Origin of the sequence: Affinirhizobium lemnae (genome assembly GCF_022968395.1) — a bacterium.
Classification (GTDB): Bacteria; Pseudomonadota; Alphaproteobacteria; order Rhizobiales; family Rhizobiaceae; genus Neorhizobium; species Neorhizobium lemnae.
Genome location: NZ_JALJQZ010000012.1, coordinates 20,854 through 44,725, shown reverse-complemented (window position 1 = coordinate 44,725; position 23,872 = coordinate 20,854). Strand labels below are relative to the sequence as shown.

Genomic DNA, 23,872 nt, shown 5'->3' with positions numbered 1-23,872 from the left:
ACTCTCTCACGCCTTGGTGCCGCCGACAGTGACCTGATCCATGCGCAGATGCGGCTGGCCCACGCCGACTGGCACCCATTGACCTGCCTTGCCGCAATTGCCGATACCGGTATCCAATTTGGTGTCGTTTCCGACCATGGAAACGCGCTGCATGGCATCCGGTCCGTTGCCGATCAGCATCGCGCCCTTGATGGCGGGACCAACCTTGCCGTTCTCGATGAGATAGGCTTCCGTGCAATCGAACACGAACTTGCCGGAAGTGATGTCCACCTGTCCGCCGCCAAAGGAAACGGCATAAATGCCCTTCTTGACGGAGGCGATGATTTCTTCCGGCGTCTTGTCTCCACCCAGCATGTAGGTGTTGGTCATGCGCGGCATGGGCTGGTAGGCGTAGCCCTGGCGGCGGCCATTGCCAGTGGGGTTCATGCCCATCAGCCGGGCATTCTGCCGGTCCTGCATATAGCCGACGAGCTTGCCCTTTTCGATCAGCACATTGTAGGCCGATGGCGTGCCTTCGTCGTCGACGGTGATCGAACCGCGACGGTTGTCGATCGTCCCATCGTCCACGACGGTCACGCCGGGTGCGGCTACCATCTGGCCCAGAAGCCCGGCAAAAGCGGAGGTCTTCTTGCGATTGAAATCGCCTTCCAGACCGTGGCCGACAGCTTCGTGCAGCATCACACCCGGCCAGCCGGAACTCAGGACGACATCCATGGTGCCAGCCGGTGCGTCGATCGCTTCCAGATTGGTCAAGGCCTGCCGCAGCGCCTCATCGGCGCCCTGCTGCCAGTTGCCGTTCAGCAGAAAATCCGTGAGACCGATGCGACCGCCTTTGCCGGACGATCCGCTTTCCTGGCGATCGCCTTCGCCGACAACCACCGAAATGTTGACGCGCGTCATCGGGCGAACATCCGTGACCAGATGACCATCGGCGCGCAGAATATTGACGACCTGCCAGCTTGCCGCAACCGAGGCGGTCACCTGCCGGACCTTCGGATCCTTGTTGCGCAGATAAGCGTCGATCTCTGTCAGAAGCTTCACCTTCTCTTCGAAGGTGGGAGAGCCGATCGGGTTTTCGTCGCCGTAAAGCTTTTTGTTGGTACGTTGCGGTGCCGCGGAATAGGTACCTGCATAGCCGCGCGTCACTGCCTTCACCGCATCGGCGGCACGCGTCAATGCCGAGGCCGAGAGTTCGCCAGCATGGGCGTAACCCACTGCTTCGCCTGCCACGGCCCGAAGGCCGAAACCCTGATCCGTATTGAAGGAACCGCCCTTAAGCCGCCCGTTATCGAAGGTCAGCGCTTCTGCCTGCGCATGCTCGATGAAAAGCTCGCCATCATCCGCGCCACTCAAGGCTTCGGAAAGCATGGCGCGCAGACGCGTTTCATCGCAATCGAACAGATTGATAAGGTCGGTGGTCATGAATCACTCCTTCGCCGATCCAGACGGTCGGCCTGGACTTCGATGTAGGAGCACACTCGCGAACGCGCAAGAAAAAGTCAGTGGAACGAGTATGGTTCAAGGCAGGGCGTCGTAGCCCTGGGCAAAGCCGGACAACTCGATCGGAATGCCGACGCGATCTTGATCAACTGATTCCCGAAGCGCGAAGACTGCGTTCTTGCCAGCCCTGAGGATCTTCATCAACTCGTCGTCGATTTCCACTTCCACGTAGCACCCTTCAGAGAAGCAGCGCGTGAAATAGGCGCGACCGATATTGTTGCCATCGACGAAGAGATCCATGCCGTCCTTCAGAAGAACGCCAAGCGGCGCGAGGATGCGCAGGATGCGGGCCTTGCGGTCCACGGTCTTCAGCACGACGACGGACAGGCCGACTTCCGGGCGATCATCGGCGATGACGTTCTGCATCATCGCACATTGTTCGACGGAAGAACCTGCGGGCTTGTCGCACAGGATCGACCAGGCCCCATGACTCTCGCGCACGGTGCCGGGTGCTGCGGGCGAGCCGGTCTGAGGAGGGGAGGTTCTCGGCGCGGAACCGGCAGATGGGGAAGCTGGCGCCGGTTGCGCGGGCGCTGGAGACTGCGACTGCGTGGGACGAGGTTGCTTGTCTCCCGATGACGTCTGGGCCTGGACGGGCTCTGCCACGAGCTGCGCCGCAAGCGCCAAGGGCAACAGTGCGGCCATTGTGGCGGCGCGCAGGGTCGGGAATTTCATGAAAACCTCTCAAACGAATCAGTCGCGCTATTCTTGTCGCCGGGGAGCGGGAATGAAAAGCCCTCTCGTAATTTCAAGCGACTGCGGCGAAAATGGGGAGCGAACCGGAAGCCAGCAATTCCGGGCTCTTTTGTGGTTAAAATTGATTCTGGGCAAAAATGCCGCACGAACAAGCGCCCGCAACCCCCTTTACGGATATTGCGGCAGGCGTGATTCTGTGGTTGAACCGGAGGTCTATAGCTAGGGAATTTGCGTTGTGGTCTGATCTAGATCAAACGCAAGGGGAGAGAAATCGATGAACAGAGCCTATGCAGCCTTGGCTGCGACGATCTGTCTGCTCTTTGCCTCGGGGGCAGGGGCGGATCAACCTGTGCCGTGGCAGCTTGATCTTCAGCAGGCAGCATCGCCGATCATGCATGAAATCCGGTGGTTTTCGCACTACAGCCTCTGGTTCATCGTGCCGATCACCCTGTTCGTGCTGGCGCTTCTCGTCTGGGTCGTGATGAAGTTCCGCGCCAGCGTCAATCCGGTGCCATCCAAGACGAGCCACAATACCGCAATCGAAGTGGCCTGGACGCTCGGTCCGGTCGTCATTCTCCTTTTCCTTGCCATTCCATCGTTCAACCTTTTGAACGCGCAGCTCACCATTCCCGAAAATCCGGACGTGACGGTAAAGGCAACGGCAACGCAGTGGCTTTGGTCCTATGAGTACCAGGGATCTGAAAATCCGGTCGGGTTTGACAGCTACATGCTGAAGGAAACCGATCGCGCCGCAATGGGTAAGGTTGATCCGAAGGTCTATCCGCGCCTTCTGGCTGTCGATAACGAGCTGGTTCTGCCGGTCAACAAGACCGTGCGCATGCTGGTGACGGCTGCTCCGACGGACGTTATCCACGCCTTCGCTATGCCAGCCTTCGGCGTCAAGATCGATGCCGTCCCGGGCCGTCTGAACGAAACCTGGTTCCGCGCCGAGAAGGAAGGCCTGTATTACGGCCAGTGCTCCGAGCTTTGCGGCAAGGACCACGCCTTCATGCCGATCGCCATCCGCGTTGTCTCGGACGAGCAGTACAAGGCCTGGATGGCCAAAGCTGGCAGCGATCTGCAGGGCGCCAACAAGGCGCTCATGGCTGCAACCGATGCCAAGACCGGCGTGAAGCTGGCCTCCGCGGAAATCAAGTAAGGGAGTGGGGAGAATGGCTGGACATTCCGCACATGATCATCAGCATGCCGCGCACGGCGCCCATGCCCATGATGATCACCATCACGATCACAAGCCGGGCTTTTTTACCCGCTGGTTCTTCTCGACCAACCACAAGGATATCGGCACGCTCTACCTGATCTTCGCGATCATGGCAGGCATCGTCGGTGGCCTCATGTCGGTCGCCATGCGCATGGAGTTGCAGGAGCCTGGCATCCAGATCTTCCACGGTCTGGCATCCATGGTCTACGGTTTCCAGGGTGATGCTGCCATCGACGGCGGCAAGCACATGTACAATGTGTTCACCACCGCACATGCGCTCATCATGATCTTCTTCATGGTTATGCCCGCTCTCATTGGCGGCTTTGCCAATTGGATGATCCCGATCATGATCGGCGCTCCGGACATGGCGTTTCCGCGTCTAAACAACATCTCCTTCTGGCTCATCGTTCCGGCCTTCCTGCTGCTCGTCCTGTCCATGTTCGTGGAAGGTCCGGCAGGCGCGTTCGGCGTCGGCGGTGGCTGGACCATGTATCCGCCGCTCGCGACATCCGGTCAGCCCGGTCCGGCGGTCGATCTTGCGATCTTCGCACTCCACGTTTCGGGTGCCTCGTCGATCCTCGGTGCCATCAACTTCATCACCACGATCCTGAACATGCGTGCGCCGGGCATGTCCCTGCACAAGATGCCGCTGTTTGCCTGGTCCGTTCTGGTCACGGCATTCCTGCTGCTTCTCTCCCTGCCGGTTCTGGCGGGCGGCATCACCATGCTTCTGACGGACCGCAATTTCGGCACGACCTTCTTCGCGCCGGAAGGTGGCGGTGACCCGATCCTCTACCAGCACCTGTTCTGGTTCTTCGGTCATCCGGAAGTCTACATCCTGATCCTGCCCGGCTTCGGCATCATCAGCCATATCGTGTCCACCTTCTCCAGAAAGCCGGTTTTCGGCTATCTCGGAATGGCCTATGCCATGGTGGCCATCGGCGCCGTCGGCTTCATCGTCTGGGCGCACCACATGTACACGGTAGGCCTGTCGCTCGATGCGCAGCGCTACTTCGTGTTCGCAACCATGGTCATCGCCGTTCCGACGGGCGTGAAGATCTTCTCCTGGATCGCAACGATGTGGGGCGGTTCGCTGACCTTCCGCACACCGATGATCTGGGCGATCGGCTTCATCTTCCTGTTCACGGTCGGTGGTGTCACGGGCGTTCAGCTGGCCAATGCCGGTCTCGACCGCTCTCTGCATGACACCTATTACGTGGTCGCGCACTTCCACTACGTTCTGTCGCTCGGCGCAGTCTTCGCCATCTTCGCTGCCTGGTACTACTGGTTCCCGAAGATGACCGGCTATATGTATTCCGAAGCGATCGGCAACCTGCATTTCTGGGTCATTTTCGTCGGCGTGAACCTCGTGTTCTTCCCGCAGCACTTCCTGGGTCTTGCGGGCATGCCGCGCCGCTACATCGACTATCCGGATGCTTTCGCTGGCTGGAACTACGTATCGTCCATCGGCTCCTATATCTCGTTCGTCGGTGTTCTGGTGTTCCTCTACGGCATCTGGGAAGCCTTTGCCCGCAAGCGTGTCGCTGGTGACAACCCTTGGGGCGAAGGTGCAACTACGCTGGAATGGCAGCTGTCTTCGCCGCCGCCGTTCCACCAGTGGGAAGAACTGCCGCGCATCAAGTAAGCGCGATGAACAAGAGGCGGCGCGGCAACCCTGCGCCGCTTCCGGTAGAGTTAGGATTTGAACATGACCACAGTCGATCATCACGCGGGCCTTGGAGGAGACGATCAGGTTCGTCTTTCGGAAGCTGGCGCTCGCGATTTCTTCGAGCTCTTGAAGCCGCGCGTGATGTCGCTTGTGGTGTTCACGGCCTTTGCCGGTCTTATGCTGGCTCCGGGTCATATCAATCCCTTCATTGGTGCCATTGCCATTCTGTGTATCGCCGTTGGCGCGGGCGCATCTGGCGCTCTCAACATGTGGTATGATGCCGATATCGATGCGGTCATGAGCCGCACGGCGCGCCGTCCGATCCCCGATGGCCGCATCCTGCCGCAGGAAGCGCTCGCCTTTGGCCTGACACTGTCCACATTCTCGGTCGCGATCCTTGGACTTGTGGTCAACTGGTTCGCCGCAGGCCTGCTGGCCTTCACCATTTTCTTCTATGCCGTCGTCTATACGATGTGGCTCAAGCGCTCGACACCGCAGAACATCGTCATCGGCGGTGCATCCGGTGCGTTCCCGCCCATGATCGGCTGGGCCTGCGTCACCGGCGGCGTTTCGCTCGACAGCGTCCTGCTGTTCCTCATCATTTTCCTCTGGACGCCCGCGCACTTCTGGGCACTCGCTCTGTTCAAGATGCGCGATTACGGCTCCGTTGGCGTCCCAATGATGCCGAATGTTGCGGGCGAACGGTCCACCAAGCTGCAGATGATCGTCTATGCGGTCCTGACTGCTCTGGTGGGCGTCGCACCGACGTTGACCGGGCTGGTCGGATGGGCCTATGGCGTGTTCGCCGCTGTGCTTGGAGCCATCTTTGTTTTCTGTTCCATCTCTGTGTGGCAGATGCCGGATGGCGATGAAAAGATGGTGCAGGCAAAGCGGATGTTTGCCTATTCGGTGCTCTATCTCTTCGTCATCTTCTGCGGTCTGCTGGCTTCGCATTTTGCAGCCGCGATCTTCGGTCCCATGGGAGGATTGCTCTGATGGATACGATCAAGCTCAATGAAAAGCAGCAGAAATCCCGGCGTGGTCGCAACATCGCGCTGGGCGTGGTGCTCGGTGCGCTCGTAGTCATCTTCTATATCGTGACGCTGATCAAGATCGGCCATATGGGCTGAGACGAATGCAGGGAGGAGGATACGACATGACTGAAGCCGCAAAGCCAGCGCAGCGCCGGGTGAACAACAGTTCGATCCTCGTCGGCTGCGTCGTGTTTGTCGCCGGCATGGTGGGCGCTGCCTACGCCTCAGTCCCCCTGTACCGCCTGTTCTGTCAGGTGACCGGCTATAACGGCACCACCCAGCGGGTCGAGCAGTTTTCCGATACTGTTCTCGATCAGACGGTCAAGGTTACCTTCGACGCGAATACGTCGTCCGGGCTGAACTGGGAGTTCAAGCCCGTCCAGAATTCCGTTGAGCCGAAGATCGGCGAAACGGTGCATATCACCTACAAGGCAACGAACAAATCGCCGACACCGGTAACCGGGACGGCTGTGTTCAATGTCACGCCTATGGAGGCAGGTGCCTATTTCAACAAGGTCCAGTGCTTCTGCTTCACGGAAACAACCCTGAAGCCGGGCGAAACGCTGGAAATGCCGGTGGTGTTTTTCGTTGATCCCGAGATCACCAAGGCAGAAGAAACCAAGAATATCAGAACTATTACGCTGTCCTACACGTTCTATCCAAGCCAGGGGGCCAAGCCGGTTGCAGGTTTGCAGGATAAGACGGGCGAGACGGGCCGTAAACTGTAAGAGAGGGCTCCTCCGCCTGGCGCGGGGGCTTGAGGAGAAAGACCGGGGACTTCGACATGGCAGACGCACATCAGAAAAAGCACGATTACCACATCATTGATCCAAGCCCGTGGCCGTTGCTTGCCTCCATCGGTGCTTTCGTTCTCACCTTCGGCGGTGTGGGCTTCATGCGCTACCTGCATGGTAGCGAATTCAAGATGTTCGGCCTGAACCTTGCCACGCCGTGGCTATTCTTCATCGGTCTGGCCATCGTCATCTACACGATGATCGGCTGGTGGGCTGATACGATCAAGGAAGGCCGCGAAGGCCACCATACGCGTGTTGTTTCGCTGCATTTGCGCTATGGCATGATCATGTTCATCGCCTCGGAAGTCATGTTCTTCGTGGCGTGGTTCTGGGCCTTCTTCGATGCCAGCCTCTATGCCAACGAAGCGATCCAGGCGAGCCGCGTTCTCGCAACCGGCGGCCAGTGGCCTCCGAAGGGCATCGAAGTGCTGGACCCCTGGCATCTGCCGCTCTACAACACGGTCATCCTGCTTCTGTCCGGCACCTGCGTTACCTGGGCACACCATGCCCTGCTTCACAATGACCGCAAGGGCCTGATCAACGGCTTGCTGCTGACCGTGGTGCTAGGCGTTCTGTTCTCCTTCGTGCAGGCCTACGAATATGCTGAAGCTCCGTTCGCCTTCAAGAACTCGATCTACGGCGCAACCTTCTTCATGGCGACGGGCTTCCACGGCTTCCACGTCCTGATCGGCACGATCTTCCTCATCGTTTGCCTGCTGCGCGCCGTCAACGGTGGCTTTACGCCGCAGAAGCATTTCGGATTCGAAGCCGCTGCCTGGTATTGGCATTTCGTTGACGTGGTCTGGTTGTTCCTCTTCTTCACCATCTATATCTGGGGTGGTTGGGGCGCGCCGCTGGCTCATTGAGCGATCGACGATACTAAAAATCTGAAGGGCGGCCATGGTCGCCCTTTTCCATTTGGACAGATACCTTGGCTGCGGGTAACGTCGATACCAGCAAGGACACTAGGACCGGATAGATTCGACCATGCAGGATGAAGCCCATTACCCGCAGCAGGATGCTATCCGCGCTGGCTTGTCCGGTTCCTGCCCGCGCTGTGGTCAAGGCAAGCTGTTCGATGGCCTGTTGAAGGTGCGGCCTGCCTGCGGCAATTGCGACCTCGATTATTCTTTTGCGGATGCTGGCGATGGTCCGGCGGTTTTCGTGATGCTGCTCGTCGGATTCGTGGTGGTCGGCTTTGCGCTTTGGTTCGAATTCACCTTTCACCCGTCCATCTGGCTGCATTTAATCGTGACGGCACCGTTCTCCATCGTCATCTGCCTCGGGTCGCTCAGGCTGCTGAAAGGCCTGTTGATCGCCCTGCAATACAAGCACAGTGCTCATGAAGGCAGCATAGACCGTGGCTGATCAGTCCCCTTCGCCGCCGCACCGCATGTCGCCTTTTCGCAAGCTCGTCTCGGTCGCGCTGGTTCTGGCCGCGCTCACCATCCTGTTGTCGCTCGGCACCTGGCAGGTCCAGCGCCTTCACTGGAAAGAGCAGTTGCTGGCGCAAATGGAGGCCCGCCGTCAGGCGGCGCCGGTCGAACTGGTCGACGCCGAGACGGCGCTGAAAACCGGGCGGGATCAGGAATATCTGCGCGTGCGTGTCGAAGGTGTCTTCGATCACACCAAGGAGCGGCATTTCTTTGCCACGGATGCTGGCCGCACGGGCTTTTATGTCTACACGCCGCTGCGACTGGCCGACGGGCGGGAGCTCTTCGTCAACCGGGGGTTCGTGCCCTATGATCTGAAGCAGGCGGACAAGCGGCAGGCGGGAGAGGTGAATGGGACGGTCGCATTGACCGGTTACCTCCGCAACCGATTGGAGGGGAAGCCATCCTCGCTTGTGCCGGATAACGATCTGCAGAAGAACATCTTCTACTGGAAGGACTGGACGGCCATGGTGCGGTCCACGAACCTTGATCCGGTAAACGTGGTGCCCTTCTTCGTCGATGCGGATGATGCCGTGCAGCCCCCGGGCGGCTGGCCGAAAGCGGGCGTCACGCAGTTCGAGTTGCCGAACAACCATCTGCAATATGCGGTTACCTGGTACGGCCTTGCCGCGGCGCTTGTCGGGGTCTCGCTTGCCATGGTGTTCCGTCGTTGAAAGGATGAGCCGACTGGCCGGTGAATGGCAATCGCGGTGTTGCATATCATTGTTTTAAGAGGGGGATTTTTGAATGTCTGTTATTGCAAGTATTCTGGTTGCGCTGGTTGCGCTTGAGCACATCTACATTCTTGTGCTCGAAATGTTTCTCTGGACCAAGCCCAGGGGACGAAAGGCCTTTGGCCTGACGCCCGAGCGGGCAGAAGCAACAAAGGTCATGGCGGCTAACCAGGGTCTCTATAACGGCTTCCTGGCCGCAGGGCTCATCTGGGCGCTTGTCCATCCCGATGCTGGCGTTGCCTATCAGCTCAAGCTATTTTTCATTGGCTGTGTGCTGGTCGCTGGCCTATATGGTGGGGCAACGGCCTCCCGGAAGATCTTCGTCATTCAGGCGCTTCCGGCGGCCATTGCCCTGATTTTTGTGCTGGTTGCTGGCTAGGTTTATCGATGAACATGCAGGTTTCCCGTCCCCCGCTAACGATCCGCCTGTGCGGCCCGCGCGGCTTCTGCGCCGGGGTGGATCGGGCAATCCAGATCGTGGTTCTGGCCCTCAAGCGGTATGGCGCCCCGGTCTATGTGCGCCATGAAATCGTCCATAATCGCTATGTGGTCGAAGGGCTTGAGGCAAAGGGCGCGATTTTCGTCGAGGAACTGAACGAGATCCCGGCGGAACATCGGGATCAGCCCGTGGTCTTTTCCGCCCATGGCGTGCCGAAATCCGTGCCGGAAGATGCGCAATCGCGCAGTCTCTTTTATCTGGATGCCACCTGTCCGCTGGTGTCTAAGGTGCACAAGCAGGCCATGCGCCACCAGAGGCTTGGCCGTCACGTCGTACTGATCGGCCATGCGGGTCATCCTGAAGTCATCGGCACGATGGGGCAACTGCCGGAAGGCACAGTGTCACTTATCGAGACCGTGGAGGATGCCGAACTTTACCAGCCATCGGACCCGGATAATCTGGGCTATGTGACGCAGACAACGCTGTCGGTGGATGATACGGCGGGCGTTATCGCGAAACTGCAGGAGCGTTTTCCAAATCTGACGGCACCCTCCGCAGACAGCATCTGCTATGCCACCACCAACCGGCAGGAAGCCGTGAAGCAGGCCGCACCCGGTTGCGATCTTTTCATCGTGGTCGGTGCTCCGAATTCATCCAATTCGAAGCGGCTGGTGGAAGTTGCTCTGCGGGCAGGGGCCACGCGGTCCCTGCTGGTTCAGCGGGCCTCCGAAATTGATTGGGATAGCATCGGCACGATAGGCACGCTCGGCATTTCCGCCGGTGCCTCGGCTCCGGAAGTCATTGTCGACGAAATTATCGAAGCCTTCCGGGAGCGTTTCGATGCCAGTGTCGAATTGGCGATCACAACGGAAGAAAACGAACATTTCCTGGTCAACCGCGAGCTTCGCGATATCGAGCTGACCCGCGAGGATATGGCCTGGGTGAATGGGTGAGCTGCGATCTGGCGCAAGTCTTGCGATTAACGTTGTCGCATCTTCCGCCTTTACTTGGCCACAGGTTTCCGTCACTAAACGCTCATACAACATCAGCCAGCACGGAACCATGTTGGAAAAGCTCTTCAAGATATTGGCGTGGTCGACCCTTGCCTTCATTATTTTTGCAACTGTTTCGCCGATCGGTCTGCGTCCGCATGATTTTCTGCCGGTGAATGTAGACCGTGCGCTGGCATTTACGTTACTCTCTTCCCTTTTCGTCGTGGCCTATCCGCGCTATTTCCTGATTTCGACGGCCTGCATCATTGCCTCCGCCTTTGCCATTGAACTGCTTCAATATCTGCAGCCGACACGTCATCCGGAAGTGCATGACGCTCTTATCAAGGCAGCGGGTGCGGCCCTTGGCCTGGTTGTCGGATGGCTGATCAACCGCTATCGCCCATCAAGGCCGAAGTAGGCCCGATAGAATTCCTGTGCCTGACGCGCCCGCGGCACTAGCCATTGGGCCATCCTGCTGTGTATCTGATGTTCAACACATGATCGAAAGCAGGACCAGAGCTCTTGGCTGTCTATACTGACATTACCGAAAACGACCTTCGCAACTTCCTCAGCGAATACGATGTGGGCGAACTGACCTCCTACAAGGGGATTGCAGAGGGCGTCGAGAACTCCAACTTCTTGCTGCATACCACCAAGGATCCACTGATCCTGACGCTGTACGAAAAGCGTGTTGATGCAGGCGATCTGCCGTTCTTTCTCGGGCTGATGCAGCATCTTGCTCAGAAGGGCCTGAATTGCCCGCTGCCGCTGCCGCGTCATGATGGCAAAATTTGTGGTCAACTGTCGGGTCGCCCGGCGGCGCTCATTTCCTTCCTAGAAGGCATGTGGCTGCGTAAGCCGGAAGCCCATCATTGTCATGCTGTCGGCGTAGCACTTGCGCAGATGCATCTGGCAGCAGCCGATTTTTCGGTTCCCCGTCGCAATGCGCTTTCGGTGAATGGCTGGCGGGACCTCTGGGCCAAGGCCGCCCCACGCGCCGATGAGGTTCTTCCAGGCCTCCAGCAGGAAATCGGCGGTGAGTTGGACTATCTGGTCAGCCACTGGCCGCAGGATCTACCGCAGGGCGTGATCCATGCTGATCTGTTTCAGGACAATGTCTTCTTCCTGTCCGATCGGCTGTCGGGACTGATTGATTTCTATTTCGCCTGCAATGATCTTTTGGCCTATGACGTCTCTATTTGCCTCAATGCCTGGTGCTTCCAGCCGGATGGAGCCTATAATTTCGCCAAAGGCAGCGCGCTTCTCGCCGGTTATCAGTCCGTTCGTCCGCTGAGCCAGGAAGAAATTGCGGCTCTGCCAATTCTGTGCCGGGGCTCGGCGCTACGCTTCTTCCTGACGCGGCTTTACGACTGGCTGACGACACCGGAGGGCGCTTTGGTGGTCAAGAAAGATCCGATCGAATATTTACGAAAATCTCGTTTTCACAGGAAGATCGATGCTGCATCCGAATATGGGCTGGAGCCTGCAGCATGAAACAGGTGCAGATCTTTACCGATGGGGCCTGTTCGGGAAATCCGGGGCCGGGGGGGTGGGGTGCCATTCTCCGCTACGGGGAGAATGAAAAGGAACTCTACGGCGGTGAGCCGGAAACCACCAATAACCGCATGGAATTGCTGGCGGCGATCAGCGCGCTGAATGCGCTGAAGACCCCATGCGAGGTCGATCTTCATACCGATAGCAAATATGTGATGGACGGTATTTCCAAGTGGATCTTCGGCTGGAAGAAGAACGGCTGGAAGACGGCGGACAAGAAGCCGGTCAAGAATGGTGAGCTTTGGCAGGAACTCGATGTCGCCAACCAGCGGCACAAGGTGAAATGGCACTGGGTGAAGGGCCATGCCGGTCACCCGGAAAACGAACGGGCGGACGAACTGGCAAGGCTCGGCATGGAGCCTTTCAAGAAGCGATGAACCGGCCTGGATCAACGCAAGAAAGCCATAAATGGGAGGGGACGGCATGATCCTGCACTGTGTATTTCTGCGTCTCAAAGCCTCGTTGCCAACAGAGGAAAAGGCGGCGCTTTTCGAGGCGCTTGCGGCCTTGAAAGAACGCATCCCGGGCATCCTTGAGATCCAGCATGGACCGAACGTCTCGCCGGAAGGCCTGAACGGCGGTTTTCGTGATGGCTTTGTTGTCACGTTTGAAAACGCCGATGCACGTGACGCCTATCTGGTTCATCCGGAGCATGTTGCGGTCGGTGATCGCCTTGTGGCGGCTTGCGATGGCGGTCTCGCCGGACTGATGGTTTTCGATTTCGAGACTTGAAAAAATAAGAGAATGAGGGAACTGGGCAAGCCCCCTCATTCAACCGGTGACCTGCCAAGTGAGGGGGAGGCAGGTTCCGCCGGATCTGTGTGACGGTCAGCTTGCCTTCTCCATGGCAGCGGCCATCTGGTCCACATTAAAGCGGAACATCTTCTCATAGGTGGAGGCGGGCCCCTTCGGCTTGGAAAGAGACTCGACATAGAGCTCGCCGCCGGGCTTTGCGCCCGTCGCCTTGGCCACCTGCTTGACCAGCCGCGGATCGTTGGAGTTTTCGAAGAAGTAGGTCTTCACCTTTTCGGCCTTGATCTGCTCGATCAGCTTGGCCACGTCAGCGGCAGAGGCTTCCGTTTCGGTGGAAACACCCAGCGGCGCCAGGAAACTGACCTTGTACTCACGTCCGAAATAGCCAAACGCATCATGGCTGGTCAGCACCTTGCGCTGCTCCTGCGGGATCTTGTCCAGCTTGGAATGGGCGTAGGCGTTCAACTCGTCCAGCTTCTTGCTGTAGGCCTCCGCATTGGCCTTGAAGGTTGCAGCATCTGCCGGATCGGCTGCGGAAAGTGCCTTTTCGATATTGGCGACCCAGACTTTCACATTGACCGGGCTGTTCCAGACATGCGGATCGGTCACCGTCTTGCCATCCTCGTCCATGGTGCGCGTGTTCACGCCTTCCGAAGCGACCACCGGCTTGCCCTTGAAACCCGATGCGGAAATCAGGCGGTCCATCCAGCCTTCCAGCCCTTCGCCACTGACGAACACCACATCCGCCGCCTTCAGCGCCTTGGCATTGGCAGGTGTCGGCTCGAATTCATGGGGGTCGCCATCCGGACCCACAAGCGTGGAAACCTGTACCTTGTCGCCGCCAACCTGATGAACGATGTCGGCAAGAACCGTGAAACTGGCAACGGCCTTTAGTTCGGCAGCGGAGACAGGTGCGGTGAAGGCCATGATGGCGGGTATGGCAGCGGAGAGAAACAGCAGGCGGGAAGACATGGACAATGCTCCTGGGTTAGCCTTTGAGGTGAGGGAGGGGAAAGAAGCGCCGCATGATGCCGGAGGGCGCAACGAGAATGGAGCAGCCGTAAAGACAGGCCGCCGTCATGATGATGGTCGGGCCGGATGCCAGTTCCAGATGATAGGAGGCGATCAGGCCCACATATCCTGAAACCAGCGCCGAGCCGAAGGCGATGAGAAGCATGGTGGACAGGGTGCGCGCCCAGAGTTGGGCCGTTGCGGCGGGCAACATCATCAGGCCCACCGCCATCAGCGTGCCGAGCGCCTGGAAGCTGGCGACGAGGTTCAGCACCACCATCAACAGGAAGATGTAGTGATAGAGTGGGCCGCGCCCACCGACCGCTTTCAGAAAGCCGGGGTCGAAGCATTCAGCGACCAGCGGGCGATAGATCGCTGCGATCACGAGCAGTGTCAGCGAGGTGATCAGGCCGATCTGGATCAGAGCCTCTTCGTCGATCGCGAGAATGGTGCCGAACAGCACATGCAGAAGATCGATGTTGGAGCCGCGCAAGGAAACGATCAGCACGCCCAGCGCCAGTGACGTGAGGTAGAAACTGGCAAAGCTCGCATCTTCCGCGAGGTTTGTGAAACGGCTGACGATGCCCGCAAGAACAGCGACGGAAAGCCCGGCAATCAATCCGCCGAGCCCCATGGCCGTCAGCGATAGGGAGCCGGCGACGAGATAGCCGATGGCTGCTCCCGGCAGCACGGCGTGGCTTAAGGCATCGCCCATCAGGCTCATGCGGCGCATCATGAGGAAGACGCCGATCGGGCCGGATCCCAGCGCCAGACACAGGCATGCCACCAAGGCCCTGCGCATGAAGCCGTAATCCATCATCGGCGCGATGAAGATGTCATAGGCGGTCATGCGGCGTCCTCGCAGACGGCGGCGTTCTCATCCCAACGTTCGGCCATGGCACGTGCGCGGGAAAGATTGGCGACAGACATCACCTCGATCGTCGGCCCCCAGGCGATCAGTTCACGGGCAATCAGCAGCGTTTCAGGAAAATGCTGCCGCACCTGCTCGAAATCATGAAGCACGGCCACCACTGTGCGGCCCTCGCCATGCCAGTTCCGCACGATCTCCAGAAGATCGCGGGTGGTGCGTGCATCAATGGCGGTGAACGGCTCATCCAGCAGAATGACCTTTGCATCCTGCACCAGCAGGCGGGCAAACAGCACGCGCTGAAACTGCCCCGCTGAAAGCGAGCCAATGGAGCGGCGCTCAAAACCCTGAAGACCGACGGCCTGCAAGGCGTGCATCGCATCCGCTCGATCCTTGCCGCTCACGCCGCCAAAGGCGCCGGTATTCTTCCAGGTACCCAGCAGAACCGTATCCAGAACAGAAATGGGAAAACGACGGTTTATCTCTGCGGCCTGCGGCAGATAGCCGATTTCCGTACGACGCAAACCATGCTCAATCCGTCCCTCGGCGGGCCGTAACTCGCCAATGATCGCCTTCAGAAGCGTGGATTTGCCCGCTCCATTCGGCCCCGCAATGGCAGTCAGGCTGCCTTCAGCAATCTGACCGTTCACATGATGAACCGCCGGATGCCGGTCGTAGGTGACCGTAAGGTTCGAAAGCGAAACGGCGGGCGTCCTCATGGCAGCGAAATCGCCCAGTGGATTGCCAGCCACAGGAGGGCCAGCACGACACCGACGCCGAGTAGACGAACAAGCGCGGAGCGCTGGAGGAGATCGATGAAAAACAGGGAGTTGCGCATCCGCGCCTCATGAATGTTATGACATTACGGTTATGTTATAACAAAAATGGCAGAATAAGGGCAAGGTGTGCATGGCGAAATGGGTGACGTGATCGCAATAAAAAAAGCGGCCTCCGGGTGGAGGCCGCTCCTCAGCGCAGAATAGTGAGATTACAGGCGTTCCAGCATCGCCGCAGCGCCAGACACGGTTGCCTGACCGGGTGATTCCTCGATGTTGAGCGACTTCACAACGCCGTCTTCCACCAGCATGGAATAGCGCTTGGAACGAATGCCGAGGCCGGCGCCGGATGCATCCAGCTCAAGGCCGATGGCCTTGGTAAAGCTGGCATCCCAATCCGACAGGAAGCGGATCTTGCCGGTGCCGCCGGTCTTTTCAGCCCAGGCACCCATCACGAAGAAATCGTTGACGGCAACGACCGCGATCTCATCCACGCCACGCTCCAGCAGCGCATCGCGATTTTCAAGATAGCCCGGCAGATGGTTGAGCGAGCAGGTGGGGGTAAAGGCGCCCGGAACCGCGAAAAGGACGACCTTCTTGCCCTTGAACAACTCGTCTGTCGTGACCTCGATCGGGCCGTCAGCGGTCTTTTCCTTGAACTTGGCCTGCGGCAGGGTATCGCCTTCAGCAATCGTCATAGCTTTTGTCCTTCGTGCGGTTGATAGGAATGCGCCGCACTATAGAGCCCGCCTATTCGATGGCAAGCGGGGTCTCCATGGCTCTGTTGCCTGCAATCACCAGAAGGCTCCAGTCCTGTCCGGTTTGCATTGGCTTGTTGGCCAGTTTGCCAAGCGGCATATCCACAGAATAGATGCCGCCGGAGGTTTTGGCATGTTCCTGATCGAGCAGTACGTGGCCGTCCGGTCCCACCACCACGATATCAGGGCGGGGCGATCCCTCGGGCAGCTTCAGTGAAAGCTTGAGCTTCTTGTGATCGGAACCCAGTTTTGATTCTGCCACCGCAAAATCGGGTGAGGGTACTTCCGGCAGATGGCGTGTGGCTTCATCAAGGATCAGGTTTTCTTCGAGCGGAAGTTTCTTGGAGAGCAGGTTGACCTGAAACTCCGCCTGGAACGGAACGCAGATATTGCGGCAGAGACCGATGAACGCGGAAGCCTTGAAGACCGCCGGACGGCTCGCATCGGTGATCTTGACCGTAAACGGCAGTGTCACGGGATGGTCGTAACCAAGATCGCGGATGTCGCCGTCCACGAACTGCTTGGGCACCGGAAACTTCATGTCGGTCAGGGTCAGGCCGCTGTCCGGCGCCAGCGAAAGCTGGGGTGGAATGCCCGCCTGTCCCGGTTGCTTCCAGTAGGTAATCCAGCCGTGACGCGGTTCGATCTGCAAGGCGCCGCGCACCGTCCCGTCGGGCTCCGGTGGCAAGGCCACAATGCGCATGCGCCCGCCATCGTTCACCGCCCAGTCCGACATCTCGGCATGGGCAGGCGTAAGCAAGCTTGCGAGCGTGGCAAGCAGGCCGAGACAGAGAGTTTGGAACCGCAGACCGGTTTTCAGTATTGAAGCCATGATCGGAGATTTAGTCGAGCACTTGATGCCTTGCCAGTCACAACGTCACAAGGCTCTTCATTTTCGGTTGATTGATAGCGCAGCCTGCCCCATCTTGGTGGAGAGGGTGTTAATAAAACATCCGCCGCCCGCCCCGAGGGCCGGTTTAACCGAACACTGGAGGCATCATGGCAATGATTTCGCACATCAAGGACAAGCGGGAGCGCGGCTTTCTGGACGGTCAGTTCCTGATTGCCATGCCGTGCCTGGCAGATGGAAATTTCACCCGCACGGTGGTCTACATCTGCGCCCATTCCTCGGCGGGTGCCATGGGCTTCATTATCAACCGCGCGCAGGCGGTGTCCTTCACGGAGCTTTTGCAGCATGTCAAGATCATCGAAGCCAGTGATGCAATCATGCTTCCCACATCCACACGGGACTTTCCGGTGCTGAGTGGCGGTCCGGTGGAATCCGGGCGGGGCTTCGTGCTTCATTCCGATGACTATGTCAGTGAAAGCACCATTCCTGTCAGCGAGGATATCTCGCTCACCGCGACGCTGGATATCGTGCGCGCCATCTATGATGGCCGCGGCCCGCAGAAGGCGACGATGCTGCTTGGCTATGCCGGCTGGGGTCCAGGTCAATTGGAAGCGGAGATCGGCAATAATGTCTGGCTCAATTGCCCGGCGACCGACAGCCTCATCTTCGACCGCTCTCTTGATGCCAAATATGAGCGGGCGCTTGCGACGATGGGTGTCAGCCCCGAGCTTCTGTCTCCCAACGCCGGACACGCCTGAAGTATAGAACAACGATTTTAAAATAATCCGGAACAAACTTGACCAAGGTAAGTTATCCGACCGAAGCCTGATGAAGAAAAAGATCAGGCCAATCAAGGAGAAAGCACCATGGGTAGCATGAGCGACAAGATTTCCGGCAAGGCTAACGAAATGGCTGGCAAGACAAAGCAGGCTGTCGGCGACATGACCGATAACCGCTCGCTTGAAGCCAAGGGCGCTGCCCAGGAAGCCAAGGGCAAGACCCAGGTTGCCAAGGGTGAAGCAAAGGATGCGGTCAAGAACGTCGTAGACCGCGCCTGATACTTTTCTGAATTAAATATGTAAAAGCCTGTTCCGCGTCCCCTCGGAGCAGGTTTTTACTATGAGACTACCTCATCACCTCATTGGAAAAACAAAGATGCGCCTTTTCGAGTGCGATCATTGCGGTCAGTCGATCCATTTCGACAACAGGGTTTGTGTAAACTGCGGCCACCGGCTCGCATTCGTGCCGGAGCGCATGGCCATGCATGCTTTGGAAGATGAGGGCGATGGTGTCTGGCGCCTGATTGCGCGGCCTGACCACAAGGTGCGCCTCTGCACGAACGAAGTGAATGACATCTGCAACTGGACGATGCCCGCAGAGGGTACAGAAACATTCTGCGTCGCGTGCCGCCACAATCGTCTGGTGCCGGATGCCTCGACCGAGGAGGGCTTGCGGCAATGGCGCACGATCAGCCAGGCACAACGGCATTTGTTCTATTCGATGTTGAAGTGGGACCTTCCCCGCACGACCCGTGAGGAAGACCCGGAAGGCGGCCTGGTCTTCGATTTTCTGGTCGATGAAGTGCAGCCGGACGGCACAGTCGTTCCGGCCATGACAGGTCATGAGGATGGCTTGATTGCAATTCGTGCTGCGGAAGCCGATGATGCTACGCGTGAGCTGGTTCGTGTTTCCATGAACGAGCCCTATCGCACCATGCTCGGTCACTTCCGCCACGAGACTGGCCATTACATCTGGGACAAACTCGTGCGCGATCGCGACCGAATAGGGCCTTTCCGTCTTGCCTTCGGCGATGAGACCGAGGACTACAGCGAAGCCCTGCGCCGCAACTACGAACAAGGCCCGCCGCCAAACTGGCAGGAGAGCTTCATCAGCACCTATGCCAGCACGCACCCCTGGGAGGATTTTGCCGAAAGCTTCGCGCATTATCTCCACATCGTGGATACGCTGGAAACGGCACGGTCCTTCGGCATTGCCATCGAACCGCACGGCCATGAGGATCTTGCCTCAGAGATTGCGTTCAATCCCTACAAGGCGCGCGATGCGGCACAGCTGGTCGAAGTGTGGATTCCCTTTTCCGTGGCGCTTAACAGCATTCACCGTTCCATGGGCGTGCCGGATCTCTATCCCTTCATCCTGACGCCCACGGTCGTGGCCAAGCTGGAATTCATCCACGGCCTGGTACACGGAAAACACTGATCCCTATTGCGATCCATCTGAAGGCTCCGGTATGGCGACCGGAGCCTTTGTCTTTTTCTGGATAGGCTTGGCACTTTTTACCGCCTTCAGCGCGCGCTCTGTCTTCTTGGCCTGATCGCGCATCATCTCGATCTGGATCTGCTGGATCTCGGTCAGGCGTTCCCATTGCCGGTTGAGGAGATGATCCACCTTTTCATGCAGGTGGCGAATTTCCAGTTCGGCCTTCAGGTTCACCTTGTAATCGTTCAGCGCCCGCAACCGGTCCTTCTGCTCCTGCCGCCGCTGGCTCATCATGATCACCGGCGCCTGAAGTGCTGCGATGGTGGAGAGCACCAGATTGAGCAAAATGAACGGATAGGCGTCGAAGGCATCGTTCGCACCGAGAATGAGGTTGATCATCATCCAGACGGCCAGAAAGGCGCAGAAGGAGATGATGAAGGTCCAGCTTCCGCCAAAACTTGCCACGCCATCGGCAACGCGGTCACCCAGCGAGCGCTTTTCCTCATAGTCGTCCTCAATGTTTTCAGCCAGCGTATCGTGACTTTCGAGACTTTCGATAACCTCGTTCTCCAGGACGGAAAGTTCACCGCGCTCCTCCCGCAGCAGTTCCGAGATGAAGCGGCTGCGATATTTTTCGATCAGCTTGCGGCTCAAGAAACCGCGATTGGGAATGTCCGGATGATCCTGCCGGATGAAATCCACCAGAGCCGGGCGCATGTTCTCGATGTTGACCGCATCGCGACGTTTCAGCTGCTGGCCGGTGACGGCATCGCGGATCAGCTTGCGCTTTATCGTCACCACGCCCGTATCGGGGTCGGTTTCCATGGTGGCGGCAGTCGGCATGTCCTCGTCGTAGGAGGTCATGGAAGCATCCGTTTCGGCCATAGGCAGCCTCATTGTGATGGAGGTGATAAGAAAGGCAGGCGAGCGATCATCGCACGGGCCTCATATCACCTCAATCAAGGCAGGATTGTGAAGAGGATTTTTCCGACGACGATGATCGTCTGAACCTTTGCCATCATGCCCGGCGGGTGAGGGGGAAGCGTTCACGCAGCAACCTTTGCACCGCATCGGCGGGCATCGGGGCGCCGAACAGATAGCTCTGACCATAGGGGCATCCCAGACGCGCCAGCTCCGCCGCATCCTCGTCAGTACCGATACCTTCCGCAACGACTGCCATATCCATGGAGCGTACCATGTTGATGATGGAGCGCAGCAGCACTTCGCCACGCTCGGAATGATCGAGAACCAGTGATTTGTCGATCTTGATCGTGTCGAACGGGAACTGGGTCAGATAGCCGAGGGAGGAATAGCCCGTTCCAAAATCGTCCAACGCGAGGCTGATGCCAAGATCCTTCAGCTTGTCGAGGATCAGCCGGGCCTGCTCAGGATTATCCATCATCATGGATTCCGTCAGCTCCAGCTTTAGCCGATGCGGATCGCAGCCCGTTCGGTTCAGAAGCGCGCGGATCTCGTTGTAGAGATCGGCATTCAGAAGATGGGCGCTCGACAGATTTACAGACATGAAGATCGGCAGTTCGCCTGTCACCTTTTCCCAGACACCGAGATCCGAGGTCGCGCATTCAAGCGCGAAGATGCCGAGCGGCTGGATGAGATCGCAGGTCTCCGCAATCGGAATGAACTCGCTGGGAGGAATGAGGCCGCGCTTGGGGTGTTCCCAGCGCATGAGGGCCTCGAAACCGACAATCTCACCATCCGAAAGCTGGATGATCGGCTGGTAAGACATGGACAGTTCGCGGCGTTCCAGCGCGCGGCGCAGGTCCGTCTCCACCTGCAGCCGGTCTGGCGTATCATTGCCACGGAATGCGGGTCGGAAGGGTTCCACCTTGTTGCCGCCGCCGCGCTTGGCCCGGTACATGGCAAGCTCCGCATCGCCCAGCATGCTGACGGCATTTTCCTGCTGGTCCACCCAGGAAGACAGGCCGACGGAGGCGGTGAGAATAACCTCACGCTGGGCAAAATTGATCGGCACCATGATGGCCTGGGCAACGGCATCGGCGAAATCCGCCACCTTCGCCGGGTCGCGCTCCGATACGAGAATGATGCCGAACTGGTCGCCGGAAATGCGCGCCAGCGTATCCTGCGGCTTCAGCAGGCGACGCAACCGCCGTGTCAGCGCGATGAGAATATTGTCACCGGCTGCAATGCCCAGTGCATCGTTCACCTGCTTGTAGCGGTCGATATCGATCGCCATCACCGTCGGTCTGACGCTGTCGCTTCCCGACGCAATGGACAGGATCGATTGCAACCGGTCGAGGAAAAGCTGGCGGTTCGGCAGGCCGGTCAGATTGTCGTGCAGCGCATCGGAGAGCAGGCGTTCGACGGAATTCTTCGGTTCCGTCACGTCCACGATGGTGCCGACGCATCGAATGATCTCGCCATTCGAGCCCAGCACAGGCCGTGCCCGGATCTGCAGCCAATGGTAATGGCCGTCCTCGGCGCGAACGCGAAATTCGTGGTGAAGCCGCCCTTTGCGCTGTTCCAGCAGAACATCGAGTGTTGCCTTGAACCGGTCGCGATCATCCGGATGCAGGCGGGGTATCCAGTTGCGAACCGGCCCGTGCATGCTGCCAAGCTGCATGCCAAGGCGCACGGCCACATCCGGCGTCGTCACCAGACGGTCGCGCGCCACATCCCAGTCCCACACCGTATCACCACTGCCCATGAGAGCCAGCGACTGCCGTTCCAGATCGGAAAACAGACCCTGTTGATAGGCGCCACCCGCAAAGGCATGTTGCATGACCGTGAAGCCGATCAGGAGGACGATGAGAACCAGGCCACCGCCGAGCGCCGGCTGGATGATATCATTGTCCAGCTGGCCGGATACCGTCAGCCAGCCGCCGAAAAGCCAGACCATGAACAGAGCCCATGTCGGCACCAGCAGGATGGCCCGGTCGTAGCGGTTGAGGCCAAGATAGACGATCAGAAGAATACCGGCCGTTGCTGTGAGAAATAGCGAAATGCGTGAAATACCCGACGCAATCGAGGGGTCGTAGATCGCAACCCCATAGAGAAGCACCAGGCCGACCACCCAGGCGAAGGTGGCATGTCCCAGATGCACGTGCCAGCGATTGAGGTTAAGATAGGTGAAGAGGAAGATGACAAGCGAGGATGCGAGCGCCACTTCCGCGCAGGCTCGCCATATTCGCACGTCGCTGGAGGTGATGCTGATCAGCTTCTCCAGGAACCCGAAGTCCACGCAGATATAGGCAAGAACCGCCCAGGCGAGCGCTGCGGCAGCAGGCAGCATGGATGTGCCCTTCACCACGAAGAGAATGGTGAGGAACACGGCCAGCAGGCCCGCAATGCCCAGCACGATGCCGCGATAGAGCGTGAAGGAGTTGATCGTATCCTTGTAGGCATCCGGCTCCCACAGATAGATCTGCGGCAGGGAGGGGGTCGCAAGCTCGGCGACGAAAGTGACGACGGAGCCAGGGTTCAGCGTGATGCGGAAGACATCGGCATCCGCGCTCGGCACCCGGTCCAGCGCAAAACCTTCCGATGGCGTGATGGCGGCGATGCGCTGCGAGCCGAGATCCGGCCAGATGACCTTGGAATTGACCAGCCGGAAATGCGGCGCAACGATCACGCGCTCCAGCTGCTCCTCGGATACATTGGCGAGAGCAAAGACCGCCCAGTCGCCCTGATGGTTGGGTGTGCTGGCCTGAACCTCGATACGGCGACGAATGCCGTCGCTTCCGGGCGCGGTCGATACCTGGAAGGCTTCACCCTGGTTGGCATAGATATCCGTGGTTGCCGTCAGGTTCAGCGCGCGGTCGTCGCGCGAGATCTTGACTGGCTCGAAGGCGAAGGATTGCGTGACGGACGACAGCGAGATGATGATCGCCAGAACCAGTCCGAGCACGCGCGACACTGCCGCTGCTATGAGGCGATCGCATCTCATAGGGTCAGCTGCTTCCCGCGCTCGGCCGTATCGCCCTCGATCAGCGAATAGAGGATGTGATCGCGCCACTCGCCGTTGATTTTCAGATATTTCCGCAACACGCCTTCCCGTTCGAAACCGGCTTTTTCCAGAAGCCGTATGCTCTTCCAGTTCTCCGGAATACAGGCTGCCTCGATACGGTGCAACTGAAGCCCGGAGAAGATGTAGGGTACTACCAGCTGGACTGCGGCAAACATATGACCCTTGGCGGCATGTCGTTCACCCATCCAGTACCCAACCATGCAGCTTTGCGCCGCTCCTCTGCGGATGTAACCGATTGTAATGCCGCCCAGGAGGGCCTTGTCTTCCCGCCGGAACATGAAGAGTGGCACCGCGAGCCCCGACGAGAATTCCTGTGAATTACGGATGACCCGTGCCCGAAACGCCGATTCCGTCAACTCGTCATGCCGCCAGCTTGGCTCCCAGGGCTGCAGGAAGGCGCGGCTCTCTGAGCGCAGTGCATACCAGGCGGCGTAGTCCTGATAGCGCGGCAGGCGCAAGAGAATATGATCTCCGTAGAGCTCTGGGGACTCCGGCTGGCGCGACAGAAACCGAAACACCAATAACCACCCCATTCTGCCTCGCCGCGCCCGTTTTCCTTGCAACGGGCG

At 58.7% G+C, this 23,872-nt stretch carries 28 protein-coding genes; 17 read left to right on the top strand and 11 right to left on the bottom strand.

The features are described 5' to 3' along the window. Positions 1-6 precede the first annotated feature (6 nt). The gene (gene tldD, locus MUU53_RS10065; protein ID WP_247260785.1) at positions 7-1,422 is read right to left on the bottom strand and encodes a metalloprotease TldD; all 1,416 of its coding nucleotides are present in this window, start codon (positions 1,420-1,422) and stop codon (positions 7-9) included. A 96-nt stretch (positions 1,423-1,518) separates the two neighbouring features. Continuing rightward, complete coding sequence (locus tag MUU53_RS10060; protein ID WP_247260784.1) at positions 1,519-2,175, bottom strand: invasion associated locus B family protein; 657 nt, start codon at positions 2,173-2,175, stop codon at positions 1,519-1,521. A gap of 295 nt (positions 2,176-2,470) precedes the next feature. On the opposite strand from MUU53_RS10060, the gene coxB reads away from it, so the two are divergent. The 14 genes from coxB (at position 2,471) to MUU53_RS09995 (ending at position 12,796) form a co-directional block, all read left to right on the top strand. After that, the gene (gene coxB / locus MUU53_RS10055) at positions 2,471-3,355 is read left to right on the top strand and encodes a cytochrome c oxidase subunit II (protein WP_247260783.1); all 885 of its coding nucleotides are present in this window, start codon (positions 2,471-2,473) and stop codon (positions 3,353-3,355) included. A gap of 13 nt (positions 3,356-3,368) precedes the next feature. After that, on the top strand, positions 3,369-5,060 hold the full coding sequence (gene ctaD, locus MUU53_RS10050; RefSeq protein WP_247260782.1) for a cytochrome c oxidase subunit I: 1,692 nt from the start codon (positions 3,369-3,371) through the stop codon (positions 5,058-5,060). Positions 5,061-5,123: 63 nt separating this feature from the next. Then, on the top strand, positions 5,124-6,080 hold the full coding sequence (locus MUU53_RS10045) for a heme o synthase (protein WP_247260781.1): 957 nt from the start codon (positions 5,124-5,126) through the stop codon (positions 6,078-6,080). Next, on the top strand, positions 6,080-6,214 hold the full coding sequence (locus tag MUU53_RS23215; protein ID WP_281435076.1) for a hypothetical protein: 135 nt from the start codon (positions 6,080-6,082) through the stop codon (positions 6,212-6,214). Before MUU53_RS10045 ends, MUU53_RS23215 begins: the two co-directional genes overlap by 1 nt. 26 nt (positions 6,215-6,240) lie before the next feature. Continuing rightward, complete coding sequence (locus MUU53_RS10040; protein WP_247260780.1) at positions 6,241-6,846, top strand: cytochrome c oxidase assembly protein; 606 nt, start codon at positions 6,241-6,243, stop codon at positions 6,844-6,846. A 56-nt stretch (positions 6,847-6,902) separates the two neighbouring features. Continuing rightward, complete coding sequence (locus MUU53_RS10035) at positions 6,903-7,778, top strand: cytochrome c oxidase subunit 3 (RefSeq protein WP_247260779.1); 876 nt, start codon at positions 6,903-6,905, stop codon at positions 7,776-7,778. Positions 7,779-7,899: 121 nt separating this feature from the next. Continuing rightward, positions 7,900-8,280, top strand: coding sequence for a DUF983 domain-containing protein (locus MUU53_RS10030; protein ID WP_247260778.1), 381 nt, complete (start codon positions 7,900-7,902; stop codon positions 8,278-8,280). 25 nt (positions 8,281-8,305) lie between these two features. Continuing rightward, positions 8,306-9,019 (top strand): SURF1 family protein, encoded by a 714-nt coding sequence (locus MUU53_RS10025; RefSeq protein WP_247260856.1) that lies wholly within the window; start codon positions 8,306-8,308, stop codon positions 9,017-9,019. A 73-nt stretch (positions 9,020-9,092) separates the two neighbouring features. Then, on the top strand, positions 9,093-9,458 hold the full coding sequence (locus MUU53_RS10020; protein WP_247260777.1) for a DUF1304 domain-containing protein: 366 nt from the start codon (positions 9,093-9,095) through the stop codon (positions 9,456-9,458). An 8-nt stretch (positions 9,459-9,466) separates the two neighbouring features. Then, positions 9,467-10,471: a 4-hydroxy-3-methylbut-2-enyl diphosphate reductase gene (ispH, locus tag MUU53_RS10015; protein WP_247260776.1), complete on the top strand. Its 1,005-nt coding sequence runs from the start codon at positions 9,467-9,469 to the stop codon at positions 10,469-10,471. After that, positions 10,464-10,928, top strand: a complete 465-nt coding sequence (locus MUU53_RS10010) for a VanZ family protein (RefSeq protein ID WP_281435075.1) — start codon at positions 10,464-10,466, stop codon at positions 10,926-10,928. Before ispH ends, MUU53_RS10010 begins: the two co-directional genes overlap by 8 nt. Positions 10,929-11,032: 104 nt before the next feature. Beyond that, the gene (locus MUU53_RS10005; protein ID WP_247260775.1) at positions 11,033-12,004 is read left to right on the top strand and encodes a homoserine kinase; all 972 of its coding nucleotides are present in this window, start codon (positions 11,033-11,035) and stop codon (positions 12,002-12,004) included. Beyond that, a complete protein-coding gene (gene rnhA, locus MUU53_RS10000) occupies positions 12,001-12,441 on the top strand; it encodes a ribonuclease HI (protein ID WP_137135484.1) in 441 nt (146 codons plus the stop codon). The genes MUU53_RS10005 and rnhA overlap by 4 nt, the downstream gene beginning before the upstream one ends. A gap of 46 nt (positions 12,442-12,487) precedes the next feature. Next, positions 12,488-12,796 (top strand): Dabb family protein, encoded by a 309-nt coding sequence (locus MUU53_RS09995; protein ID WP_247260774.1) that lies wholly within the window; start codon positions 12,488-12,490, stop codon positions 12,794-12,796. Positions 12,797-12,892: 96 nt separating this feature from the next. On the opposite strand, the gene MUU53_RS09990 is transcribed toward MUU53_RS09995, so the two are convergent. From MUU53_RS09990 to MUU53_RS09970, 6 genes are all read right to left on the bottom strand, one after another. Then, positions 12,893-13,789: a metal ABC transporter substrate-binding protein gene (locus MUU53_RS09990; protein WP_062553008.1), complete on the bottom strand. Its 897-nt coding sequence runs from the start codon at positions 13,787-13,789 to the stop codon at positions 12,893-12,895. A gap of 16 nt (positions 13,790-13,805) precedes the next feature. Continuing rightward, a complete protein-coding gene (locus MUU53_RS09985; RefSeq protein ID WP_247260773.1) occupies positions 13,806-14,678 on the bottom strand; it encodes a metal ABC transporter permease in 873 nt (290 codons plus the stop codon). After that, positions 14,675-15,415 carry a metal ABC transporter ATP-binding protein gene (locus MUU53_RS09980; RefSeq protein ID WP_247260772.1) on the bottom strand — a complete coding sequence of 247 codons (741 nt, stop codon included), beginning with the start codon at positions 15,413-15,415 and terminating at the stop codon, positions 14,675-14,677. Before MUU53_RS09980 ends, MUU53_RS09985 begins: the two co-directional genes overlap by 4 nt. Next, a complete protein-coding gene (locus tag MUU53_RS23210) occupies positions 15,412-15,534 on the bottom strand; it encodes a hypothetical protein (protein WP_281435073.1) in 123 nt (40 codons plus the stop codon). Before MUU53_RS23210 ends, MUU53_RS09980 begins: the two co-directional genes overlap by 4 nt. Positions 15,535-15,684: 150 nt before the next feature. Then, on the bottom strand, positions 15,685-16,170 hold the full coding sequence (locus MUU53_RS09975) for a peroxiredoxin (protein WP_062553005.1): 486 nt from the start codon (positions 16,168-16,170) through the stop codon (positions 15,685-15,687). 52 nt (positions 16,171-16,222) lie between these two features. Then, positions 16,223-17,062, bottom strand: a complete 840-nt coding sequence (locus MUU53_RS09970; protein ID WP_247260771.1) for a protein-disulfide reductase DsbD domain-containing protein — start codon at positions 17,060-17,062, stop codon at positions 16,223-16,225. A 167-nt stretch (positions 17,063-17,229) separates the two neighbouring features. On the opposite strand from MUU53_RS09970, the gene MUU53_RS09965 reads away from it, so the two are divergent. From MUU53_RS09965 to MUU53_RS09955, 3 genes are all read left to right on the top strand, one after another. Next, positions 17,230-17,838, top strand: coding sequence for a YqgE/AlgH family protein (locus MUU53_RS09965; protein WP_165132488.1), 609 nt, complete (start codon positions 17,230-17,232; stop codon positions 17,836-17,838). A gap of 108 nt (positions 17,839-17,946) precedes the next feature. After that, on the top strand, positions 17,947-18,138 hold the full coding sequence (locus tag MUU53_RS09960; RefSeq protein ID WP_062553002.1) for a CsbD family protein: 192 nt from the start codon (positions 17,947-17,949) through the stop codon (positions 18,136-18,138). 97 nt (positions 18,139-18,235) lie between these two features. Next, entirely contained in the window at positions 18,236-19,297 is a 1,062-nt protein-coding gene (locus tag MUU53_RS09955; RefSeq protein WP_247260770.1) for a zinc-binding metallopeptidase family protein, read from the top strand. Between the two features lie 3 nt (positions 19,298-19,300). Here the strand turns inward: MUU53_RS09955 and MUU53_RS09950 are convergent, their stop codons facing one another. The 3 genes from MUU53_RS09950 to MUU53_RS09940 all read right to left on the bottom strand — a co-directional run bounded on the left by MUU53_RS09950 (position 19,301) and on the right by MUU53_RS09940 (position 23,836). Next, entirely contained in the window at positions 19,301-20,161 is an 861-nt protein-coding gene (locus MUU53_RS09950) for a DUF1003 domain-containing protein (protein WP_377307201.1), read from the bottom strand. A 154-nt stretch (positions 20,162-20,315) separates the two neighbouring features. Then, positions 20,316-23,222: an EAL domain-containing protein gene (locus tag MUU53_RS09945; RefSeq protein ID WP_247260769.1), complete on the bottom strand. Its 2,907-nt coding sequence runs from the start codon at positions 23,220-23,222 to the stop codon at positions 20,316-20,318. Further along, positions 23,219-23,836, bottom strand: coding sequence for a GNAT family N-acetyltransferase (locus MUU53_RS09940; RefSeq protein WP_165132476.1), 618 nt, complete (start codon positions 23,834-23,836; stop codon positions 23,219-23,221). Before MUU53_RS09940 ends, MUU53_RS09945 begins: the two co-directional genes overlap by 4 nt. Positions 23,837-23,872 lie beyond the last annotated feature (36 nt).

Bases quoted from the DNA above. Each gene is read 5' to 3' on its own strand.
- tldD (WP_247260785.1), bottom strand. From the start codon at position 1,422: ATGACCACCGACCTTATCAATCTGTTCGATTGCGATGAAACGCGTCTG.
- MUU53_RS10060 (WP_247260784.1), bottom strand. From the start codon at position 2,175: ATGAAATTCCCGACCCTGCGCGCCGCCACAATGGCCGCACTGTTGCCC.
- coxB (WP_247260783.1), top strand. From the start codon at position 2,471: ATGAACAGAGCCTATGCAGCCTTGGCTGCGACGATCTGTCTGCTCTTT.
- ctaD (WP_247260782.1), top strand. From the start codon at position 3,369: ATGGCTGGACATTCCGCACATGATCATCAGCATGCCGCGCACGGCGCC.
- MUU53_RS10045 (WP_247260781.1), top strand. From the start codon at position 5,124: ATGACCACAGTCGATCATCACGCGGGCCTTGGAGGAGACGATCAGGTT.
- MUU53_RS23215 (WP_281435076.1), top strand. From the start codon at position 6,080: ATGGATACGATCAAGCTCAATGAAAAGCAGCAGAAATCCCGGCGTGGT.
- MUU53_RS10040 (WP_247260780.1), top strand. From the start codon at position 6,241: ATGACTGAAGCCGCAAAGCCAGCGCAGCGCCGGGTGAACAACAGTTCG.
- MUU53_RS10035 (WP_247260779.1), top strand. From the start codon at position 6,903: ATGGCAGACGCACATCAGAAAAAGCACGATTACCACATCATTGATCCA.
- MUU53_RS10030 (WP_247260778.1), top strand. From the start codon at position 7,900: ATGCAGGATGAAGCCCATTACCCGCAGCAGGATGCTATCCGCGCTGGC.
- MUU53_RS10025 (WP_247260856.1), top strand. From the start codon at position 8,306: ATGTCGCCTTTTCGCAAGCTCGTCTCGGTCGCGCTGGTTCTGGCCGCG.
- MUU53_RS10020 (WP_247260777.1), top strand. From the start codon at position 9,093: ATGTCTGTTATTGCAAGTATTCTGGTTGCGCTGGTTGCGCTTGAGCAC.
- ispH (WP_247260776.1), top strand. From the start codon at position 9,467: ATGAACATGCAGGTTTCCCGTCCCCCGCTAACGATCCGCCTGTGCGGC.
- MUU53_RS10010 (WP_281435075.1), top strand. From the start codon at position 10,464: ATGGGTGAGCTGCGATCTGGCGCAAGTCTTGCGATTAACGTTGTCGCA.
- rnhA (WP_137135484.1), top strand. From the start codon at position 12,001: ATGAAACAGGTGCAGATCTTTACCGATGGGGCCTGTTCGGGAAATCCG.
- MUU53_RS09995 (WP_247260774.1), top strand. From the start codon at position 12,488: ATGATCCTGCACTGTGTATTTCTGCGTCTCAAAGCCTCGTTGCCAACA.
- MUU53_RS09990 (WP_062553008.1), bottom strand. From the start codon at position 13,789: ATGTCTTCCCGCCTGCTGTTTCTCTCCGCTGCCATACCCGCCATCATG.
- MUU53_RS09985 (WP_247260773.1), bottom strand. From the start codon at position 14,678: ATGACCGCCTATGACATCTTCATCGCGCCGATGATGGATTACGGCTTC.
- MUU53_RS09980 (WP_247260772.1), bottom strand. From the start codon at position 15,415: ATGAGGACGCCCGCCGTTTCGCTTTCGAACCTTACGGTCACCTACGAC.
- MUU53_RS23210 (WP_281435073.1), bottom strand. From the start codon at position 15,534: ATGCGCAACTCCCTGTTTTTCATCGATCTCCTCCAGCGCTCCGCGCTT.
- MUU53_RS09975 (WP_062553005.1), bottom strand. From the start codon at position 16,170: ATGACGATTGCTGAAGGCGATACCCTGCCGCAGGCCAAGTTCAAGGAA.
- MUU53_RS09970 (WP_247260771.1), bottom strand. From the start codon at position 17,062: ATGGCTTCAATACTGAAAACCGGTCTGCGGTTCCAAACTCTCTGTCTC.
- MUU53_RS09965 (WP_165132488.1), top strand. From the start codon at position 17,230: ATGGCAATGATTTCGCACATCAAGGACAAGCGGGAGCGCGGCTTTCTG.
- MUU53_RS09960 (WP_062553002.1), top strand. From the start codon at position 17,947: ATGGGTAGCATGAGCGACAAGATTTCCGGCAAGGCTAACGAAATGGCT.
- MUU53_RS09955 (WP_247260770.1), top strand. From the start codon at position 18,236: ATGCGCCTTTTCGAGTGCGATCATTGCGGTCAGTCGATCCATTTCGAC.
- MUU53_RS09950 (WP_377307201.1), bottom strand. From the start codon at position 20,161: ATGACCTCCTACGACGAGGACATGCCGACTGCCGCCACCATGGAAACC.
- MUU53_RS09945 (WP_247260769.1), bottom strand. From the start codon at position 23,222: ATGAGATGCGATCGCCTCATAGCAGCGGCAGTGTCGCGCGTGCTCGGA.
- MUU53_RS09940 (WP_165132476.1), bottom strand. From the start codon at position 23,836: ATGGGGTGGTTATTGGTGTTTCGGTTTCTGTCGCGCCAGCCGGAGTCC.